We start from the raw sequence: 19,321 nt of genomic DNA on the forward strand, positions 1-19,321 counted from the left end.
AGGCCTGCGGCGGCGCGCCGCCGCGCCGCCGCGTCGAGCGGGCATAGACAATACGTTACATTCCGGAGGCAGGTAAACATATGGCGCTCAGTCTGGCCAACATTATCGAACAGGTGGGGAAGGACAAGGGCATAGGCAAGGAGGTCCTCATCGACGCCCTGGAGTCGGCCATGCTCAAGGCCGCCGAAAAGAGGTTCGGAGCCACAAAGGACATCGAGGCCCATTACGCCGAGGACAGGGGCGAGATAGAGCTCTTCGTCTTCAAGACCGTGGTGGAGGAGGTCGAGGACCCGGACCTGGAGATGACGCTCGAAGAGGCGAGGGAGCTCGACCCAGAGGCCGTCATAGGCGACAGCATAGGCGTCAAGCTCAACGCCAGCGAGTTCGGACGCATAGACGCCCAGACGGCCAAGCAGATCATCATTCAGAAGGTCCGCGAGGCCGAGCGCGAGCTCGTCTATAACGAGTACAGCTCCAAGAAGGGCGAGATAATAACGGGCATAGTCCAGCGCTTCGAGAAGGGCGACATGATAGTGGACCTCGGCAGGACCGAGGCGCTGCTGCCCCGCAAGGAGCAGGTGCGGCGCGAGGGCTACCGTCAGGGCGAGAGGATCCGCGGACTGGTCATCGACGTGCGGAAGGAGGCCAAGGGGCCCCAGGTGATCATCTCCAGGACCCATCCCGACTTCCTCAAAAAACTCTTCGAGCTCGAGGTGCCCGAGGTCTACGAGGGGATTGTGGAGATAAAGGCCTGCTCGCGCGAGCCCGGCGACAGGGCCAAGATAGCGGTCGCCTCCAACAATCCCGACGTCGACCCCGTCGGCGCCTGCGTGGGCATACGGGGCTCGCGCGTGCAGGCCGTCGTCCAGGAGCTCAAGGGCGAGAAGATAGACATCGTCCACTGGTCCGACGAGCCGGCCGTCTTCGCAAAGAACATCCTCTCCCCCGCGCAGATCACGAAGGTCATAGTCGACGAGGAGGAGAAGGCCCTCGAGGTGATAGTGCCCGAGGACCAGCTCTCCCTCGCCATAGGCAAGCGGGGGCAGAACGTGAGGCTCGCGGCCAAGCTGACGGGCTGGAAGATAGACATACGCACCGAGGAGGAGGCGAGGGCCGGCGAGGCGCTTACGCCCGAGGAGGCGCTGCGTCTCGAGGTGGAGGCCCACATGGCCCAGAGCATGGCCGCCGAAGCCGCGAGCGCCGAAGCCGCGAGCGCCGAAGCCGGGACGGTGGAGGCGGCGCCCCCTGAAGCCGGGGCCGCCGCGGGCGGGGCCGAGGAGAGCCCAGAGACGGCGGCCGGCGCGCAGAGCGGGGCCGCTGCGGCCGCCGAGGGGGCCGAAGAGGCCGGCGACGGCGCGGAGGGCGCGCAGAACCAGGCCCCTTCCCGGCCGGACGAGCTCGCCGCCCTCGGCATAGGCGACGAGGCGGCGGCGGCGCTGAGGGAGGCCGGTTTCACCACCGTGGAGAGCCTCGCCGGCGCCGAGATCGACGTGCTCGGCGAGATCGAGGGGCTCGACGCCGAGGCGCTCGACAGGATAAGGGCCGCCATAGAGGAGTACAGGGGCAGGGCCTGATGCCCACGAGGACCTGTGTCGGCTGCAGGCGCGCAAGACCGGCCGGAGAGCTCGTAAGGCTTGCGGCCTCCGGCGGAGTGCTCGCCGTCGACAGGCACGGAAGATTGGGCGGACGGGGGGTCTATCTCTGTCCCGACCCTTCGTGCGTGCGCGCCGCTCTCAGGCGCAGGGGGCTCTTCAGCGCCGCTCTCAGGCGCAGGGTGGCCGTGCCGGACGCCGACACTCTGGTGGCGGCCGTCGTCGGCGGCGCGGAGGCCGCGCCCCGTGAAACGACCATGCCCTGCGGCCGTGCGGCGGGGGAGAAATAACGAATACACTCGAGGACGAACCGGGACGGACATGACGGAAAAGGAAAAACAGGAAGCAGCCGAGACCATCGAGGAGAAGCGGATAAAGCCCTCCGTCATAAGGCGCAGGCGCACGAGAAAGGTGGTCGCGCCGGAGGAGGAAAAGGCCGCCGAAAAGGGCGCTGCGCCGGCCGGGACCGCCGGTGCCGAGGCGGAGACCGCAGCGGCCGGGGGTACGCCGGAGCGGCCCGAGACCACGCCCGCGCCGCCGTCCGCCCCGGCCCCAGGCCAGCAGCCCGAGCCCGCCAAGGCGCAAGGCCCCTCGACGGAAAAGGAGGCTCAGGCCGCTACGGCGACGGAGGCCGCCGCCGAGCCTGCCGCAACGGAGGAGGCGCGGCCCGCCGCAAGAAAGCCCGCCGTCAGGCCGGCCCCAACGGAAAAGGGCGCCCCTCCCGCCGGAGTCAGGGCGGCCAGGCCCCGGCCCGAGGCCGGGAGGCCCCAGAAAAAGGAGCCCGTCCGCAAAAAAGAGGTCAAGTTCTTCGAGAAGGCCGTCGAACAGCCGCGCAGGACCTTCCCCCAGCAGCCCTTCAAGAAGGGCAAGGGCAAGCCCCGGGGCAAGCGCGCGGCCGACAGGGCCGAGAGGCCCCAGGGCCGCAGGGGGCAGCAGATCCACCACGCCAGACCGCTCAAGAAGACGGAGATCACCGTACCCAAGGGCGCCAAGCGCATAATAAAGGTCGTAGACGCCATAAGTGTCGCCGACCTCTCGCAGCGTATCGGCGTCAAGGCCGGGGAGATCATAAAAAAGCTCATGTCGCTTGGCGTGATGGCGACGGTCAACCAGTTCATAGACGTCGACTCGGCCGCCGTCGTGGCCGCCGAGTTCGGCTTCGAGGTCGAGAACGCCGCCGTGCAGGAGGAGGAGCTCACCGGTTTCGCCCCGGCCGGCGAGGAGGAGGCCGAAAAGGTGCCGAGGGCGCCGGTGGTGACCGTCATGGGACACGTCGACCACGGCAAGACGAGCCTGCTCGACGCCATAAGGGAGACCGACACCGTAAGCGGCGAGGCCGGCGGCATAACCCAGCACATAGGCGCCTATCACGTCCACCTCGACAGGGGCGACATCACCTTCCTCGACACACCGGGACACGAGGCCTTCACAACCATGAGGGCCCGCGGCGCCAAGGTGACGGACCTCGTTGTGCTCGTCGTGGCTGCAAACGACGGCGTCATGCCCCAGACCGTGGAGGCCATAAACCACGCCAGGGCCGCCGGCGTGCCACTGATAGTGGCCATAAACAAGATAGACCTGCCCGACGCGGACCCCGAAAAGCTCAAACAGAAGCTCACCGAGTACGACCTCGTCCCCGAGGAGTGGGGCGGCGATACCCTGTTCTGCGAGATATCGGCCAAGAAGCGCATCAATATAAAGGAACTGCTCGAGCTCATAATCCTCCAGTCCGAGATGCTCGAGCTTAAGGCCGTCAAGGACGCGCCCGCCCGCGGCGTCGTCGTCGAGGCGAAGCTCGACAAGGGGCGCGGCCCCGTCTCGACGGTCCTCATCCAGAGCGGCACGCTTCGCACGGGCGACGCCTTCGTCACGGGCGTCAACTACGGCCGCGTGCGGGCCATGATAAACGACAGGGGAAAGCGCATCGCCGAGGCCGGGCCGTCGGTGCCGGTGGAGATACTCGGCATATCGGGCGTGCCCCAGGCGGGCGACACCTTCATCGTCGTCAAGGACGAGGCCACGGCCAAGCAGGTGGCGGCCATAAGGCAGCGCAAGGCGCAGGAAAAGGAGCTTCTGAAGACCGCCAAGGTGAGCCTGTCGGACCTCTACGAGAAGATAAGCCAGGGCGAGGTCAAGGAGCTCAACCTCATAATCAAGGCCGACGTCCACGGCTCCATCGAGGCCGTCAAGGACGCGCTCGACAAGCTGCCGAGCAAGGCCATAAAGCTCAACGTCATACACGGCGCCGTGGGCGGCATCAACGAGGGCGACGTCATGCTCGCCGCCGCCTCCAACGCCATCATCGTCGGCTTCAACGTGAGACCCGAACCCAAGGCCCAGGCGCTGGCCGACAGGGAAAAGGTCGACATGCGCCTCTACAACGTCATCTACGACCTCGTCGACGACGTGCGCAACGCCATGGAGGGCATGCTCGAGCCCGTCATGCGCGAAGAGGTGCTCGGCTCCGCCGAGGTGCGTGACGTGATAAGGATATCCAGGGTCGGCAACGTGGCCGGTTGCTACGTGCGCGACGGCAAGATCATGCGCACCGCCCACGTGCGCCTCATCCGCGACAACGTGGTCATCTACGACGGCAAGATAGCCTCGCTCAAGAGGTTCAAGGAGGACGTGAGGGAGGTCGCCTCGGGCTACGAGTGCGGCATCCTCATAGATGGCTACAACGACGTGAAGGTGGGCGACACCATCGAGGCCTACATACTGAAGGAAGAGGCCGCAACGCTGTAACGGCGGCGCTCCCGCCCCCAACAGGCCGGAAGGCCCCCCTTATCACAGGCATATCTCTCGCACATGGTGGTCGCCATCCTGAGACTGAGGCTCATCATCCACGGCAGCCGTTCGCTCAAGGGCAAGCGCCAGGTTGTGAAGGCCGTCACCGCCAGGGTCAGAAACCGCTTCAACGTCTCGGTGGCCGAGGTGGGCGACCACGACCTCTGGCAGAGCGCCGTCATCGGTGTGGCCGCCGTGGGCGTGGACAGGGCCGTGGTCAACTCCCTGGCCGACAGGATCGTCGACTTCGTGGAGACCGCCGGCGGGGCCGAGCTGGCCGACCACCGGATGGAGATAGTCAACTGTTGAAGGTATAGCCCATGAGCCTGTCGTACAGTCGCGCCGAGAGGGTCGGCGACCTCATAAAAAAGGAGATCGCCGAGCTGCTCCAGCACGGAGACATAAAGGACCCGCGGGTCGGTTTCGTAACCATCACGCGGGTCAAGATGAGCAGGGACCTCAAGCTCGCCCATGTCTTCTTCTCCATGCTCGGCGACGACGAGCAGCAGAGGAGACGCAGCCGCGAGGGGCTCATGAGCGCCTGCGGCTTCATAAGGCGCCGCCTGGCCAAGAGCCTGGACCTCAAGCACATACCGGTGGTGGACTTTCTCTTCGACGACTCCATCGAGTACGGCAGCCGCATAGAACGCATACTGCGCGACATCAGGGAGGACGATGAAGAAGGACGCTGAGAGGTTCGGCGAGGTCATGGAGGTCATAAGGCGGGGAGGCCGTTTCCTCGTGACCTCCCACGTAAGCCCCGAGGGCGACGCCCTGGGCTCGCTCTTCGGCCTGACGGCGGCGTTGAGGGAAGGGGGCTTCCACGTGACGGCCTACCTCGAGGACCCGGTGCCGGAGGTATACCGCTTTCTGCCCGGGGCCGACGGTGTCGTCCACGAGCTTTCGGGTCTCGGCCCCTTCGACGCCACCTTCGCCGTCGACTGCGGCGCCAAGGAGAGGATAGGCGAACTCTTCTGCGCCTTCGACGGGGCCGGCACGCTCGTCAACCTCGATCACCATGCAGGCAACGACCGTTTCGGCGACATAAACGTCGTGGTGCCCGGCGCGTCGTCGGCTGGCGAGGTGGTCTACGATCTCATCCGGGCGGCCTCGCTTCCGCTATCGAGGGATACGGCCGTCAACCTCTACGTCGCCATACTTACCGATACCGGTTCGTTCCGCTACAGCTCGTCCACGCCCGAGGCCTTCGGGAAGGCCGGCGAGCTCGTGGCGCTGGGCGCAAGCCCGTGGGACGTGTCGGTCCGCGTCTACGAGAGCCAGCCCCTGAAGAAGTACAAGCTCCTGGCCAGGGCGCTCGATACGCTCGAGCTCGTCGATGAGCCGCCCTTTTCCTCGAGGGTCGCCTCGCTCTACGTGACCCTGGACGCGCTCGCCGAGCTCGGCGCCGACGCCGAGCTCACCGACGGCTTCGTCAACTACGCCCGCGGCCTCGCTGGCGTGGAGGTGGGCGTCTTCTTCAGGGAGGCCCGTCCCGGCCTCTTCAAGATCAGTATGCGCTCCAAGGGCGCGGTGGACGTATCGGCCGTGGCCGGCCGCTTCGGCGGAGGCGGCCACCGCAACGCGGCCGGCTGCTTCATCGACGGCGACGTCGAGGGGGTGAGAAAGAGGCTCTTCGGCGCGCTGGCCGCCGCCTTCGAGGAGCCGGCGTATGCGGGCCGGGAGAGGAGAGGCGGACGGTGATGGCCGTGCCCGACGGCGTGCTCGTCATCGACAAGCCCGCCGGCCCGACCTCACACGATGTGGTGAGCGGCGTCAAGAAGGCGCTCGGAGCGGGAAAGGTCGGCCACCTCGGAACACTCGATCCCTCGGCCACCGGCGTGCTGCCCCTCGTCGTAAACGGCGCCACGCGGTGCGCGCGCTTTCTCGAGGGCGACGTGAAGGAGTACGTCGTCACCATGCGGATCGGCTGCGAGACCGACACGGACGATGCCGACGGCGAGGTCGTCTCCCGCGGCGACTGGTCGGCCGTCACGGCCGGCGACGTAACGGCCGCCCTCGGCCGCTTCGTGGGGGTCGTCGAACAGGTGCCGCCCATGTACTCGGCCGTGAAGCACGGGGGAACGCCGCTGTACAAGCTCGCCCGGCGCGGGCGCGAGGTGGAGCGTAAGCCGAGGCGCGTGCGGGTCTTCGAGCTCGAGGTCGAGAGGGTCGAGCTGCCGGACGTGGAGTTCCGGCTGCGTTGCTCGAAGGGGACCTACGTGCGCAGCATATGCCGCGACGCGGGACGCATCGTCGGCTGCGGCGCCCACATGAGGGCGCTGCGCCGCACGAGAAGCGGCGAGTTCACCTTGGACGAGGCCGTCTCCCCGGACGCCGCCCCCAGTCTCCTCGCCTCGGCCTTGATTCCGCTGGAGCGGGCGTTGCGCCGCACCATGAAGGGGGCGAGGGACGTGGTCGTCGACGCCGAGGCGGCCAGGGCCATCAGCATGGGCGCCGCGCCCAGGGAGGGCCTGTCGTCTTTTTCCTCTTCCCTTGCCGCCGGAGAGATGGTAAGATTTGTCCACGGCGGCAGGCTCCTGGCCCTGGGGCGCTACAGCGGCGCAGGGGTCTTCAGGCTCGAAAGGGTGCTCGTCGCCCCGGCCCGAGGCGCGGGACGCGGCGGCCGCTGACGTGCACGGCGTGGCGCGCAGGGACCGTGAGCCTGGAGAAGACCTTCCGAAGAAGCGGGGGCGTGGCGCGCAGGGGGGCGCAGGGGGGCCGCAAGGGGGCGCAGGCTTGCGTCTCGTCAGGGCTCGCAGGTTGTCCGTAATATGACGGCGCGGCCCGGGGGAACGGGCCGCAAGGGCGTAAAAAATCCCGCCTGCGGCGCGGCCCGATCCCCGGGGCCGCGCCGCAGGCGGCGGGCGTGGGGGGAATCCCCCGGACTTCTTCTTTGGGCTGAGGGCCCCCGTCTGCTTCGGCGAACGCAGGGACCGGCGCCGCTCGAGGAGCATGGAAAGTCTCTGGAGAGGGGATGGGGGGAGGCCGCGGGGTCTTCCCCGCTCGGCAGGCAAGGGAAGACTTCTTACCGTTGAAAGGAGGAGAGAAGTTAGATGTTGACAGGCGAGAGGAAGCAGGAGCTCATAAAGGACTTCAAGACCCATGAGAGGGATACGGGGTCGCCGGAGGTCCAGGTGGCGCTCCTCACCGAGAGGATAACGACGCTGAGCGAGCACCTGAAGGGACACAAGGGCGATCACCACTCGCGCAGGGGGCTGCTCAAGATGGTCGGCAAGCGCAGGCGCCTGCTCGACTACCTCAAGCGCAAGGACGTGGAGCGCTACAAGGGACTCATCAAGAGGCTCGGGCTCAGGCGTTGAGCCGGAAGCTCTCTCCACATAGAGGGGGGCGTGATGCGGCCCGGGGCGCCGGTTCGGGCGTTCGGGGCCTTGGTGCGTCTTTTTGCGGTCAGGCGGCAAGGAAGGAAGAAAAAGCGAAGAGGAGAACCGAGAGATAATGATAAGGCGATACGAGATAGAGTACGGCGGAAGGGCGCTGCATATTGAGATAGGGAAGATGGCCAGACAGTCGCACGGCTCCTGTACGGTGAGGTACGGAGACACGGTGGTGCTGATTACGGCGTGCCGTTCCGGTTCTCCCGTGGAGGGGGCCGACTTCCTGCCGCTTACGGTGAACTATACGGAGATGACCTACGCGGCCGGCAAGATACCGGGCGGTTTCTTCAAGCGCGAGGGCAGGCCCAGCGAAAAGGAGGTCCTCTGCTCGAGGCTCATAGACCGGCCCCTGCGCCCGCTCTTCGCCGACGGCTACGCATACGAGACGCAGGTCATAGCCACGGTCCTGTCGGTGGACCAGGAGAACGACCCCGAGATAGCGGCCCTCATCGGAGCCTCCATCGCGCTCGGCGTTTCGGACATCCCCTTTCTCGGTCCCATCGCGGCCGTGAGGGTGGGCGTCGTCGACGGCGAGCTCGTATGCAACCCGAGCCTCAAGCAGCAGAAGGAGAGCGAGCTCGATTTCATCGTGGCCGGCAACAGCGGCGGCATCATCATGGTCGAGGGCGGGGCCTGGGAGGTCTCCGAGGATCGCGCGCTCGAGGCCCTCGAGTACGCCCACCGCTCCATGCAGGGGCTCATCGAGCTCCAGAGCCAGATCATAAGCGAGGTGGGAAAGACGAAGCTCGAGGTGGAGCCCGAGCGTACAGACCCGGCCCTGGAGGCGAGGGTCAGGGAGGTGGCCTCCGGCAAGCTCGCCGAGGCCCTTGCCGTGCCGACCAAGCTCGAGCGCTACGCGGCCCTCGACGCCGCCAAGAAGGAGGTCGTCGAGGCCCTCTCAGGAGAGTTCGAGGAGATGGAGGCCCAGATAAAGCGGGCCTTCTCGGACCTCAAGTACGAGATGATGCGCCGGCAGGTGCTCGATGAGGGCCGCAGGGTCGACGGCCGCGGCCACACCGATATAAGGGACATCACCTGCGACGTGGGGCTTCTGCCCAGAACCCACGGCTCGGCGCTCTTCACCAGGGGCGAGACCCAGGCCATGGTGGTGACCACGCTGGGCACGGCCGAGGACGAGCAGAAGATAGACGCCCTCTCGGGCTGGGAGTACAAGAAGTTCATGCTCCACTACAACTTCCCGCCCTTCAGCGTCGGCGAGGTCCGCTTCCTGCGCGGTCCCGGCCGCCGCGAGATAGGCCACGGCGCGCTTGCCGAGAGGGCGGTCACGAAGGTGCTCCCCGGCGAGGGCACCGACTTCCCCTATACGGTGAGGGTGGTCTCCGACATCCTCGAGTCCAACGGCTCGTCGTCGATGGCCACGGTCTGCGGCGCCTCGCTATCGCTCATGGACGCCGGCGTGCCCGTGAGGACCCACGTGGCCGGCATCGCCATGGGGCTCATAAAAGAGGGCGACAAGGTCGCCGTCCTCTCCGACATCCTCGGCGACGAGGACCATCTCGGCGACATGGACTTCAAGGTGGCCGGCACGACCGACGGCATCACGGCGCTCCAGATGGACATAAAGACCGGCGGACTGTCGGCCGACATACTCCGCAAGGCGCTCCACCAGGCCCGCGAGGGCCGTCTCCACATACTGGAGAAGATGCGCAAGGCCATAGAGGCCCCGCGCAAGGAGATATCGACCTACGCGCCGAGGATCATAACCATCGAGATAAAGCCGGAAAAGATAAAGGACGTCATCGGGCCCGGCGGAAAGGTCATCCGCTCCATAATCCAGGAGACGGGGGTGAAGATCGATATCGACGACTCGGGACCGATGGGCAAGGTCAATATCGCCTCGGCCGACGAAGAGGCGGCCAAGAAGGCCGTCAAGATCGTGAGGGAGCTGACCCAGGAGGCCGAGGTCGGCAAGCTCTACATGGGCAAGGTCAAGAAGATCGTCGACTTCGGCGCCTTCATCGAGATATTCCCGGGCACCGAGGGGCTCTGCCACATCTCGCAGCTCGAAAGAGGCAGGGTCAAGACGGTGCGCGACGTGCTCAACGAGGGAGACGAGGTGCTGGTCAAGGTCCTCGACATAGACAGGGACGGCAAGATCCGTCTCTCCCGCAAGGAGGCCCTCGGCCAGACGCTGCCGGCCGAGGAGTAGGCACTGCCGGCCACCCCCGCGGGGTGCGGCGGAACTCGAAATGAGCTCGTTGACGGGCGGGGGCCGCAGGGCCCGCAGCGAAGCGGTCCCCTCTGCAAGGGGGCTCTGCCCGAGGAGACTCTGATTCGTTACCGCAGGGGAGACTGTCCGCGCAATGGCCGCGGGCCCGCGTCTCTCCGCCCCCCTCGAAGATGCGGCGGCCCGCGTGAGGGTCGGGCCGTGTCAGGGGGAAACTCTTTACGCCCTTGCGGCCCGAACCTCCCGCGGGCCGCGCCGCTGGGCGCCGAAAATCCTGGAGGGAGGCTGAGGGACCGGGGCTGCGGCCCTTTTACCAGGAGGTCCCCTCGGGTGATGGGGAGGCGGCCTTGCATGCGATGCCCCGGGGTGCGTTGCCCCGGGGTCTTTTTTTGGTGCCGGGGGACGGCATGGAGGTCGGATGTTTCGCATAAGCAGGACGAGGCTTTCCAACGGCGTCGGCGTCATTGTGGAGCAGATGCCCGACGTGGAGTCGGTGACCATCGGGCTGTGGGTGGCCGCAGGCTCCCGTGACGAGCCGCGCCGGGCCCACGGCGTATCCCACTTCATCGAGCACATGCTCTTCAAGGGCACGGGGCGAAGAACGGCCCTCGACATAGCGCGGGAGATAGAGTCGGTGGGAGGGATGCTCAACGCCTTCACCGGCAAGGAGTATACCTGCTTCTACGCCAAGGTGCTGGGCGATGACCTTGCGCTGGCCGTGGACCTGCTGAGCGACATCTACCTCAACCCCGCCTTCGATGCCGGAGAGCTCGAAAAGGAGCGCCAGGTGGTGCTCCAGGAGATACGGATGGTCGAGGACACGCCCGACGACCTCGTCCATGACCTCTTCAACGAGTTCTTCTGGAAGGGCCATCCCCTCGGCAGGCCGATCCTCGGCACCATGGAGAGGATCGGGGCCGTGGACAGGGCGACACTCCTCGACTATTACGGCGCGCACTACCATCCGGGCAACGTCTTCGTCGTGGCCGCCGGCAAGCTCGATTCCGCGAGGCTGGCCGAGACCCTCGAGGGCAGCCTGGGCCGCGGCGCTGCGGCGGGGCGCACGGCAAGGGACGGTGCGCCCGCAGCGAACCGCGGCGTGCGTATCGTGAGGCGTCCGCTCGAACAGGTGCACCTGTGCATGGGCGTGCCGGGGGTGAGCCAGTCGGACCCGAGGCGCTACCGCCTCTACCTGCTCAACACCATACTGGGCGGCGGCATGAGCTCGCGGCTCTTCCAGGAGGTGCGCGAAAAGCGGGGCCTGGCCTACTCGGTCTACTCCTATCTCAACCTCTGCCTCGACGCGGGCTCGCTCGTCGTCTACGCCGGGACGACGAAGGAGGCCTTCGCAGAGGTGGTCGAGATCGTGCTGAAGGAGTTCGCAAGGCTGAGGCGGGGGGTCAAGGCCGACGAGCTCGCCCGCGCCAAGGAACAGCTCAAGGGCGGCATCCTGCTCGGCCTCGAGACCAGCGAGAGCAGGATGATGAAGATCGCCCGCGACGAGATATACTTCGGCGACGTGATGACCGTAGACAGGATAGTCGAAGAGATAGAGGGGGTCACCGAAGAGGAGATAAGAGGGACGGCAAGGGAGTTCCTCAGAGAAGAGGACCTTGCACTCGTGGCGCTGGGAGATGTGACGAGAAGGCGGCTGCCCGAGCGCCTCAAGCGCTGAAGCACGGCCGCCGAGGGGTTGCGATGAGAATCCTTTTGGTCGAAGACGAGAAGAAGGTCGCCTCCTTCATCAAGCGGGGGCTCGAACAGGAGGGCTACGCCGTGGACGTGTCGGTCGACGGCGAGGAGGGGCTCCTGTACGCGAAGGCCAACGAGTACGACGTCATCATCCTCGACATCCTGCTGCCCAGGAAAAACGGCCTCGAGGTGCTGAAGGAGCTCAAGGAGGCGAGGATATCGTCGCCCGTAATCCTGCTCACGGCGCTCGATTCGGTGGAGGACCGGGTCAAGGGCCTGGACCTCGGCGCCGACGACTACCTGCCAAAGCCCTTCGCCTTCGAGGAGCTTCTGGCCAGGGTGAGGGCGCTCATGAGGCGCGGCGGCGAGGGCGTGCCGGTGCTCGAGTTCGAGGACCTGAGCCTGAACCCCCTCACGCGCAAGGCCAGGAGGGGCGACAGGGAGATAGAGCTGACCCTCAAGGAGTACGCCCTGCTCGAATACCTGCTTCGCAACCCCAACCGCGTTCTTTCGCGGGCCCTCATAGCCGAGCACATCTGGGACCAGACCTTCGACAGCGAGACCAATATAGTCGACGTCTACATAAATCGCCTGCGCTCCAAGCTCGACCACGACCCCAAGCGCCGCCTCATACACACGGTGCGCGGCGTGGGATACGTGCTCAAGAAGGCATGAGCGGGAGGAGGCGCGCAGGTTCCGTGAGCTTCGCTGCGGAGGGCGCTCTCCGCGGCGAACGACTCCACTCATGATGAAGGCGAGCGTAAAGAACGAGCTCAAGAGGTTTCTGGGCTCGGAGAACGCGTCCTTCTCCGACGAGGACAGGCTCTGCTACGGCTACGACGCCACCGGTGAGCTCTTCAGGCCCGACGGCGTCGTCTTCCCCCGCGACGCCGGCGATGTGGCGTTCGTGCTGAAGACGGCCTGCGCCGAGGGGTTCGCCGTCGTGCCCAGGGGCGCCGGCAGCGGCTTTACGGGCGGCAGCCTGCCCGTGCGCGGCGGCGTGGTGCTGAGCACGGAGCGCATGAACCGCATCGTCGAGGTGGACGAGGCGAACCTTACGGCCCTCGTGGAGCCCGGCGTGGTGACAGGCGAGCTCCAGGACCGGGTCGAGGCCCTGGGGCTCTTCTACCCCCCCGACCCGACGAGCCTCAAGTTCTGCACCATCGGAGGCAACATAGCCGAGTGCGCCGGAGGGCCGAGGGCCGTCAAGTACGGCGTCACCCGCGACTACGTGCTGGGCCTGGAGGCCGTGCTGCCGACGGGCGAGATAATAGAGACCGGCACGGCCGCCGCGAAGGGGGTCGTCGGCTACGACCTCACGAGGCTTCTGGTCGGCTCGGAAGGCACGCTCGGCGTTGTGACGGGGGCGCGGCTCAGGCTCGTGCCAAGGCCCCTGGCGCTCAAGACCCTTCGCGCCGTATTCGCCGACGTGGCTTGCGCGGCCTCGGCCGTGGCCGAGATAACCGGGGCCAGGATCGTTCCGTGCACGCTCGAGCTCATGGACGGCGAGTGCATAAGGTGCGTGGAGGAGTACGCGGGCCTTGACCTGGGCGGCGCCGGCGCCATGCTGCTCATCGAAGTGGACGGCGCGGCGGAGGCTGTCGAGGGCGAGGCGGCCCGCATAGCGGAGCTCTGCCGCGCCGCCGGGGCCGTGGAGGTGAGGGCCGCGGCCGACGGGGCCGAGAGGAGGGAGCTGTGGAAGGCCCGGCGGGCCATGAGCCCGGCGCTTTCGAGGCTGAGGCCCCGCAAGATCAACGAGGACGTCGTCGTGCCGAGAGCCAGGATCGTCGAGCTCGTCGACGGCGTGAGAGAGGTGGCCGGGCGCAGGGAGGTGCTCATAGCCTGCTTCGGACACGCCGGCGACGGCAACATACACGTCAACGTCATGATCGACGACTCCGACGCCGACGAGGCGGCCCGCGGCGAGGCGGCCGTAAGGGATGTCTTCGAACTCGCGCTCAGGCTCGGCGGCACCATCTCCGGCGAGCACGGCATCGGCACGTCCAAGGCGCCGTACCTCTCCATGGAGCTTTCGGCCGAAGTGGTGGCGCTCATGAAGCGCATAAAGGCGGCCTTCGACCCCATGGGCGTGCTCAACCCGGGAAAGGTCTTTCCCGGCGAGGCGGCCGCCGGGAGGGCCGCCTCGCCGTGACCATCCTCTCCGACTGCAGTGAGATGGCGCGCCGCTGCGTGCGCTGCGGCTCCTGCAGGAGCGGCTGTCCCGCCTACGGGGTCGTGGGCCGCGAGGGGGCGAGCCCGCGGGGCAGGGTGGCGCTCATCGGCGCAAGGGCCGGCGGAGAGGACTTCGGCGACGCCTACCTCCGGAGCATACGGGAGTGCACGCTCTGCGGCTCCTGCGCGGCGGCCTGCCCGCGGGGCGTGGACGTGCCTTCGCTCGTGCTCGCCGCCAGGGCGCAGGCCGTGGAGCGCGACGGTCTGCCCGCCGGAGCCGGCTTCGTGCTCAACGGCCTGCTCGGCTCGCCCTCGCGTATGGGCCTCGTCTTCAGGCTCGCCTCCACGCTGCGGGGACTTGTCATGAAGTCCGATCCGTCGGGAGGAGGGGCCGTGACGAGGTTCGATCTCCTCGGCGGGCGGCGCTGCCTGCCCGAGCTCCCCCCGGCGCCCTTTCTTGGCGGGGGGCGGGCGGCCCGGCGGGAAGGTCCGGCGGGCGGGGAGCCGAAGGTGGGCTTTTTCGCGGGCTGCGTCATAAACTACCTCCTGCCCCGCGTGGGCGAGGCCTCGTTCAGGGCGCTCGCCGGGGCCGGAGCCTCGGTCGAGGCGCCGGCGGGGCAGCTATGCTGCGGGATGCCGGCACTCTCCCTCGGGGACCGCGAGACGGCCCGCTCGCTTGCGCTCAGGAACATGGAGGTCTTCGAGCAGGGCGGCTACGACTACGTCACCACGGCCTGCGCCACCTGCACCCATGCGCTGCGGGGCCTCTACACCGATCTCTTCGCCGGGGACGGCGGCGACATGATCGCCAGGGCGGCCGCCTTCTCCTCAAGGGTCATGGACATAACCGAGCTCCTTGCCGATGTGACGGGCTGGGGCGGAGGGCGCGGCGGCGCCGGGGGCGCGACGGTCACATACCACGACCCCTGTCACCTCGCGCGCTACCAGGGCGTGAAGGACCAGCCCCGCGAGCTCATCGAACGCAGCGGCAACAGGTTCGTCGAGATGAGAAGGCCCTGCTCGTGCTGCGGCCTCGGCGGCGGGCTGAGCCTCACCAACTACCGCATGAGCATGGAGATTACGAGGGAGAAGGTGGAGAACATAAAGGATAGCGGCGCGCAGGTGGTGGCCACGGCCTGTCCGGGCTGCATGGTGCAGATAGGAGACGGCCTCCACCGCTTCGGCGCGGAGGCGAAGGTCGTCCACGTGGTGGAGCTTCTGTGACACGGTTCATCTTCTGCATACACATCCATCAGCCGGTGGGCAACTTCCCGTCGGTCATGGAGGAGGCTTACGAGAAGAGCTACCGTCCCTTTCTCGAGGCCCTGTCGCGGCGCCGCCGCATCAGGCTCTCCATGCACATAACGGGCTACCTGCTCGACTGGCTCGCCGCTAACCGGCCGGAGTACATAGCCCTCCTGAGGTCCATGGTCGAGGACGGCCGGGTTGAGATGCTCGGCGGCGGCTATTACGAGCCCGTGCTGGCCGTCATACCGGGGCGCGACCGGCTGGGCCAGATCGCCATGCTCTCCCGTCGCATCGAGGAGCTATTCGGCAGGCGGCCTCGGGGCATGTGGCTCGCCGAGAGGGTCTGGGACCCTGCGCTTCCGGGCTGCATAAGGGGGGCTGGGCTCGAGTACGTCGTCGTCGACGACTACCACTTCAGGAAGTCGGGGCTGCGCGGCGAAGAGCTCGGCGGCTGCTACATCACCGAGGACGTGGGCGAGGCCGTGAAGGTCTTCCCCGGCAACGAGCGGCTGCGCTACCTCATACCCTTCGAGCCGGCCGGGCGTTTCGAGGAGTACGTGCGGGGGCTCGAAGAGGGGTCGGGCGGGCGCTACACGGCCATCTTCGCCGACGACGGCGAGAAGTTCGGCGTCTGGCCCGGAACGCAGCGCTGGGTCTTCGACGAGGGCTGGCTTGAGAGTTTCCTCGATACCGTCGAGGGGGCGTCGTCGTGGCTGCGCCCCGTCACATTCTCCGAGCACCTCGACGAGGAGCCGCCGCTTGGGAGGGTCTACCTGCCGACCACTTCCTACATGGAGCTCGGCGAGTGGGCCCTGCCGGCCGAGGCGTCGAGGGCCTACGCCGAGGTGGTGGAGGAGCTCAAGGCGAGGCCCGACGGGGAACGCATACTGCGGTTCGTCCAGGGCGGTGCGTGGCGCAACTTCCTGGCCAAGTACCCCGAGAGCGACTGGATGCACAAGAGGATGCTCGACGTGAGCGGCAGGATCGAGGAGGCGCGAAGCCGCGGCCGGCGGGAGGGCGAGGCCGCTCTCTCCGACGACTCCATTGAGCAGGCCCGCCGCAGCCTCTACATGGCCCAGTGCAACGACGCCTACTGGCACGGCGTCTTCGGCGGTCTCTACCTTCCCCACCTCCGCGCAAGGCTCTACGGCGAGCTCATAAGGGCCGAGAATATCATAGCCCCCGGCGGGGCGGCGGAGCCGGAGTTCATGGACCTGGACTGCGACGGCTTCGACGAGGCGGCGATGCGCACAAGCGAAGTCTCGCTCTTCGCCGACCCCGACGACGGCGGCACGCTCGCCGAGATCGACTTCAGGCCGGCGGCCGTGAACCTCTGCAACACCCTTTCGCGCTGGTACGAGGGCTACCACTCCAGGCTCGAACGGGCCGCGGGCGGCCGCGGCGGCGGAGAGCACGGCGGCGGGGCCAGGAGCATCCACGACGTGGTGCTCGTCAAGGAAGAGGGCCTGGAAAGATACCTGAACTTCGACGACCTCAGGCGCACTTGCCTCCGCCTCCACGTCTACGGCCGGGGTGAGGGACCCGAAAGCCTCCGCTCTTGCGGGCAGACCGAGCTCTCGGACCTCCACCGCTCCCCCTACGAAGCGGCGTTCCCGGGAAGGACGCTCGTCATGAAGAGGGAGTCGGCCGTCGGTGAGACGACGCTCTCCGTGGAGAAGTCGGTGAGCCTCGAGGGGGCGGTGGTGACGATGGGCATAAGGGCCGTAAACACCGGCGCCGCGCCCATTGACGGCCTGCTCCTGACCGTGGAGTTCAACGTATGTCTTCCGGGCTGCGCCGGTCCGGCCGTGAGCCTGCGCCTTGGCGACGGCGCGGTGCGGGGGCTCGGCGTCACAGGCGACGACAGGGAGGTGAGCTCGTTCGAGCTCGTCGACACCTACGCCGGCGTGGCCGCATCATTCGCCCTCGACGCCGCGGCGGGGCTCTGGAGCTTTCCGGTCGAGACCGTATCGCTCTCCGAGGGCGGCTTCGAGAGGATATACCAGGGCACGGCCCTCCACATCGTCTACCCCCTCGATCTCGAGGCCGGGGCGCTCCTTGAAAGGACGCTCCGTCTCGAGCTCCGGGCCGTCTGAGGGAGCGGGGGCGGCGGGAAAGGAACTTTCGGCGATGGAACTGCCCGAAGAGCTGGCCCGGAAGGTGAGGGCCGTAAGACTTCTTGTGCTCGACGTGGACGGCGTGCTCACCGACGGCTCGATCATCTATGACGACGCCGGCCTGGAGACGAAGGCCTTCAACGTCAAGGACGGCCACGGCATAAAGCTGCTTCGCAGGGCGGGGCTCGAGGCGGCCGTCATAACGGCCCGCACCTCCAGGGTCGTGGAACTGCGCGCCGCCGACCTCTCCATAGAGATGCTCTTCCAGGGGGCCACGGACAAGCGCGCGGCCTTCGCCGAGCTGCTCGAAAGGACGGGGCTCTCGGCGGCCGAGACGGCATACGTGGGCGACGACGTGGTGGACCTGCCCGTGCTCTCCAGGGCCGGCTTCTCGGTCGCCGTCGCCGACGCCGTGGCCGAGGTGAAGGAGCGGGTCCACTACGTCACCTCCCTTCCCGGCGGCCGCGGCGCGGTGCGCGAGGTCTGCGAGCTCATACTCAAGACGCAGGGGCGGTGGAAGACCCTCATGAGCCGCTATCTCGACTGAGGGGCGTGGAGACGACAGGCCGCGCCGACATTCGGATTTCTTTTGGAAGCTCTGATTAATTACGCTGGGGGAAACTTTCTGTAGAAAGTTTCCCCCAGACCCCCTTCAAAGACTTTTAATTCCCTGCGGATCATCCCGATTTTGCTTGTGCAAAATCGGGATGATCCGCAGGGCGTTAAAAGTTTTTGGAGGGAGTCTGAGGGAACCGTGGGTCTATGACCCGTGGGTCCATGACCCTTTACAAAAAGGTTCCCTCGGTGCGATGAATCAGAAATTCCTTTTGTTTTGTGGGCACTTGGAGTGGATAGGGGCGGCGACAAATGACTTTACAGCCCGCAGGGCCGGTGTTATAATTTTCATAGGTCCGCGGTCTTTTCCGCCCGGCGGCGCAAGGCGCTCCGCGGCGGGCGGTTGGTGCGGCCTGGGGGTGAAACGCCTTGAATCGAAGGCTCAAAGGTTTTCTCGTTACCTTCATCGTCCTCTCTGTCGCCGCCCTGGCGGCGCTGTCGCTGGTCAACGGCCGCATAAAGCGCGAGGTCAACGCCATAAGGATGACCGTAGACCGCGAGGCCGGCATGGGCGTGAAGATCGACAACGTCCGCTACTCGGGCATGAAGGAGGGCCGCAGGGAGTGGGAGCTCGAGGCCGAGACGGCCACGTACTACAAGGGTGAGGACCTGGCGGTGCTCGACGACGTGAAGGCCGTGCTCTACTCGGAGGCCGGCACCTATACGCTGCGCGGCCGGGAGGGGAGGTACTTCGGGTCCGCCGGACGCATCGATGTGAGCGGCGGCGTTACCGTCGTCTCCGTCGAGGCCGGCGGAGGCGGCTACAGGCTCGAGACCGAGAGGATAAGCTACTTCACCGATGAAAAGCGCATCAGCACGGACGACGAGGTGAGACTCTTCAGCGCGGCCTTCGACGTGGACGGCGTGGGCCTCCGCATAGATATAGACGAGGGGAGACTGACCGTACTCGATGACGTGAAGACGGTACTGAAGGATGCATCGTTGCTGTCGGCCATCTGAGAAAGGGGTGCGGCTGCCGTCTCTTCTCGCCGCCGTCTTCGTGCTGGCCGCCTCGACGGTCGGAGCCGCCAGCGGGAAAGAGGGCGGCGAGTACAGGCCCAGGGGTCCCATAACCGTCACCTCCAGGACCATGGAGGCCTACAAGGACAAGGGCCTCATCGTATTCAAGGGCGAGGTCGTGGCCCGCGAGGAGTTCGTCCTCTGCAGCGACGAACTCCACCTCTACGCCGACGAGAACCGGGAGATCAAAGAGATAGTGGCCCTCGGCAACGTCAAGGTCGTGGAGGGCGACAAGACGGCGGTGGGGCGGAAGGCCGTCTACGACGGCGTAAAGAGGGTCATCGTCCTCACCGGAGAGCCCGAGGTGCGACAGTGCGCCAACGTCATCACCGGGGACAGGATAACCATATACCTCGACGATGAGAACGCCGTTGTGGAGAGCGAGCGGGACGGCCGCGTGCGGGCCGTCATAACGCCCGAGGGCGGCGAGTGCGCCGACAAGACGCCGCCGCCCGATGCCGACGACCGCGCGCTGTGCGGCTTCGGCCGCTGACC

The 19,321-nt window shown here is 66.9% G+C and carries 17 protein-coding genes; all 17 read left to right on the forward strand.

The features are described from left to right. Nucleotides 1-80: 80 nt before the first annotated feature. The 17 genes from nusA (at nucleotide 81) to ENJ37_00790 (ending at nucleotide 19,319) form a co-directional block, all read left to right on the forward strand. Nucleotides 81-1,574, forward strand: coding sequence for a transcription termination/antitermination protein NusA (gene nusA, locus ENJ37_00710; GenBank protein ID HHL39005.1), 1,494 nt, complete (start codon nucleotides 81-83; stop codon nucleotides 1,572-1,574). Continuing rightward, complete coding sequence (locus ENJ37_00715; GenBank protein HHL39006.1) at nucleotides 1,574-1,882, forward strand: YlxR family protein; 309 nt, start codon at nucleotides 1,574-1,576, stop codon at nucleotides 1,880-1,882. The genes nusA and ENJ37_00715 overlap by 1 nt, the downstream gene beginning before the upstream one ends. A gap of 31 nt (nucleotides 1,883-1,913) precedes the next feature. Further along, the gene (locus ENJ37_00720) at nucleotides 1,914-4,337 is read left to right on the forward strand and encodes a translation initiation factor IF-2 (GenBank protein ID HHL39007.1); all 2,424 of its coding nucleotides are present in this window, start codon (nucleotides 1,914-1,916) and stop codon (nucleotides 4,335-4,337) included. 63 nt (nucleotides 4,338-4,400) lie between these two features. Beyond that, complete coding sequence (locus tag ENJ37_00725) at nucleotides 4,401-4,688, forward strand: DUF503 domain-containing protein (GenBank protein HHL39008.1); 288 nt, start codon at nucleotides 4,401-4,403, stop codon at nucleotides 4,686-4,688. A gap of 17 nt (nucleotides 4,689-4,705) precedes the next feature. Continuing rightward, on the forward strand, nucleotides 4,706-5,071 hold the full coding sequence (gene rbfA / locus ENJ37_00730; protein HHL39009.1) for a 30S ribosome-binding factor RbfA: 366 nt from the start codon (nucleotides 4,706-4,708) through the stop codon (nucleotides 5,069-5,071). 16 nt (nucleotides 5,072-5,087) lie between these two features. After that, nucleotides 5,088-6,080: a bifunctional oligoribonuclease/PAP phosphatase NrnA gene (locus ENJ37_00735; GenBank protein HHL39010.1), complete on the forward strand. Its 993-nt coding sequence runs from the start codon at nucleotides 5,088-5,090 to the stop codon at nucleotides 6,078-6,080. Further along, complete coding sequence (gene truB / locus ENJ37_00740) at nucleotides 6,080-7,009, forward strand: tRNA pseudouridine(55) synthase TruB (GenBank protein ID HHL39011.1); 930 nt, start codon at nucleotides 6,080-6,082, stop codon at nucleotides 7,007-7,009. Before ENJ37_00735 ends, truB begins: the two co-directional genes overlap by 1 nt. 423 nt (nucleotides 7,010-7,432) lie before the next feature. After that, entirely contained in the window at nucleotides 7,433-7,699 is a 267-nt protein-coding gene (locus ENJ37_00745) for a 30S ribosomal protein S15 (GenBank protein ID HHL39012.1), read from the forward strand. 136 nt (nucleotides 7,700-7,835) lie between these two features. Continuing rightward, nucleotides 7,836-9,944, forward strand: a complete 2,109-nt coding sequence (gene pnp / locus ENJ37_00750; GenBank protein HHL39013.1) for a polyribonucleotide nucleotidyltransferase — start codon at nucleotides 7,836-7,838, stop codon at nucleotides 9,942-9,944. A gap of 436 nt (nucleotides 9,945-10,380) precedes the next feature. Continuing rightward, nucleotides 10,381-11,637 (forward strand): insulinase family protein, encoded by a 1,257-nt coding sequence (locus ENJ37_00755; protein ID HHL39014.1) that lies wholly within the window; start codon nucleotides 10,381-10,383, stop codon nucleotides 11,635-11,637. A gap of 23 nt (nucleotides 11,638-11,660) precedes the next feature. After that, nucleotides 11,661-12,329 carry a response regulator transcription factor gene (locus ENJ37_00760; protein HHL39015.1) on the forward strand — a complete coding sequence of 223 codons (669 nt, stop codon included), beginning with the start codon at nucleotides 11,661-11,663 and terminating at the stop codon, nucleotides 12,327-12,329. A 70-nt stretch (nucleotides 12,330-12,399) separates the two neighbouring features. Further along, the gene (locus ENJ37_00765) at nucleotides 12,400-13,806 is read left to right on the forward strand and encodes an FAD-binding protein (protein HHL39016.1); all 1,407 of its coding nucleotides are present in this window, start codon (nucleotides 12,400-12,402) and stop codon (nucleotides 13,804-13,806) included. Further along, nucleotides 13,803-15,050, forward strand: a complete 1,248-nt coding sequence (locus ENJ37_00770) for a (Fe-S)-binding protein (protein HHL39017.1) — start codon at nucleotides 13,803-13,805, stop codon at nucleotides 15,048-15,050. The genes ENJ37_00765 and ENJ37_00770 overlap by 4 nt, the downstream gene beginning before the upstream one ends. Beyond that, entirely contained in the window at nucleotides 15,047-17,170 is a 2,124-nt protein-coding gene (locus ENJ37_00775; GenBank protein HHL39018.1) for a DUF1926 domain-containing protein, read from the forward strand. Before ENJ37_00770 ends, ENJ37_00775 begins: the two co-directional genes overlap by 4 nt. A gap of 52 nt (nucleotides 17,171-17,222) precedes the next feature. Next, complete coding sequence (locus ENJ37_00780) at nucleotides 17,223-17,738, forward strand: HAD-IIIA family hydrolase (protein HHL39019.1); 516 nt, start codon at nucleotides 17,223-17,225, stop codon at nucleotides 17,736-17,738. Nucleotides 17,739-18,175: 437 nt separating this feature from the next. After that, on the forward strand, nucleotides 18,176-18,766 hold the full coding sequence (lptC, locus tag ENJ37_00785) for an LPS export ABC transporter periplasmic protein LptC (GenBank protein HHL39020.1): 591 nt from the start codon (nucleotides 18,176-18,178) through the stop codon (nucleotides 18,764-18,766). Beyond that, complete coding sequence (locus ENJ37_00790) at nucleotides 18,741-19,319, forward strand: hypothetical protein (protein HHL39021.1); 579 nt, start codon at nucleotides 18,741-18,743, stop codon at nucleotides 19,317-19,319. Before lptC ends, ENJ37_00790 begins: the two co-directional genes overlap by 26 nt. Nucleotides 19,320-19,321 lie beyond the last annotated feature (2 nt).

This window comes from Deltaproteobacteria bacterium, assembly GCA_011375175.1.
In the GTDB taxonomy this organism is placed as follows: domain Bacteria; phylum Desulfobacterota; class GWC2-55-46; order GWC2-55-46; family DRME01; genus DRME01.

What these genes read in the sequence shown, in the direction of transcription:
- nusA (HHL39005.1), top strand. Translation starts at nt 81, where the DNA reads ATGGCGCTCAGTCTGGCCAACATTATCGAACAGGTGGGGAAGGACAAG.
- ENJ37_00715 (HHL39006.1), top strand. Translation starts at nt 1,574, where the DNA reads ATGCCCACGAGGACCTGTGTCGGCTGCAGGCGCGCAAGACCGGCCGGA.
- ENJ37_00720 (HHL39007.1), top strand. Translation starts at nt 1,914, where the DNA reads ATGACGGAAAAGGAAAAACAGGAAGCAGCCGAGACCATCGAGGAGAAG.
- ENJ37_00725 (HHL39008.1), top strand. Translation starts at nt 4,401, where the DNA reads ATGGTGGTCGCCATCCTGAGACTGAGGCTCATCATCCACGGCAGCCGT.
- ENJ37_00735 (HHL39010.1), top strand. Translation starts at nt 5,088, where the DNA reads ATGGAGGTCATAAGGCGGGGAGGCCGTTTCCTCGTGACCTCCCACGTA.
- truB (HHL39011.1), top strand. Translation starts at nt 6,080, where the DNA reads ATGGCCGTGCCCGACGGCGTGCTCGTCATCGACAAGCCCGCCGGCCCG.
- ENJ37_00745 (HHL39012.1), top strand. Translation starts at nt 7,433, where the DNA reads ATGTTGACAGGCGAGAGGAAGCAGGAGCTCATAAAGGACTTCAAGACC.
- pnp (HHL39013.1), top strand. Translation starts at nt 7,836, where the DNA reads ATGATAAGGCGATACGAGATAGAGTACGGCGGAAGGGCGCTGCATATT.
- ENJ37_00755 (HHL39014.1), top strand. Translation starts at nt 10,381, where the DNA reads ATGTTTCGCATAAGCAGGACGAGGCTTTCCAACGGCGTCGGCGTCATT.
- ENJ37_00760 (HHL39015.1), top strand. Translation starts at nt 11,661, where the DNA reads ATGAGAATCCTTTTGGTCGAAGACGAGAAGAAGGTCGCCTCCTTCATC.
- ENJ37_00765 (HHL39016.1), top strand. Translation starts at nt 12,400, where the DNA reads ATGATGAAGGCGAGCGTAAAGAACGAGCTCAAGAGGTTTCTGGGCTCG.
- ENJ37_00790 (HHL39021.1), top strand. Translation starts at nt 18,741, where the DNA reads ATGCATCGTTGCTGTCGGCCATCTGAGAAAGGGGTGCGGCTGCCGTCT.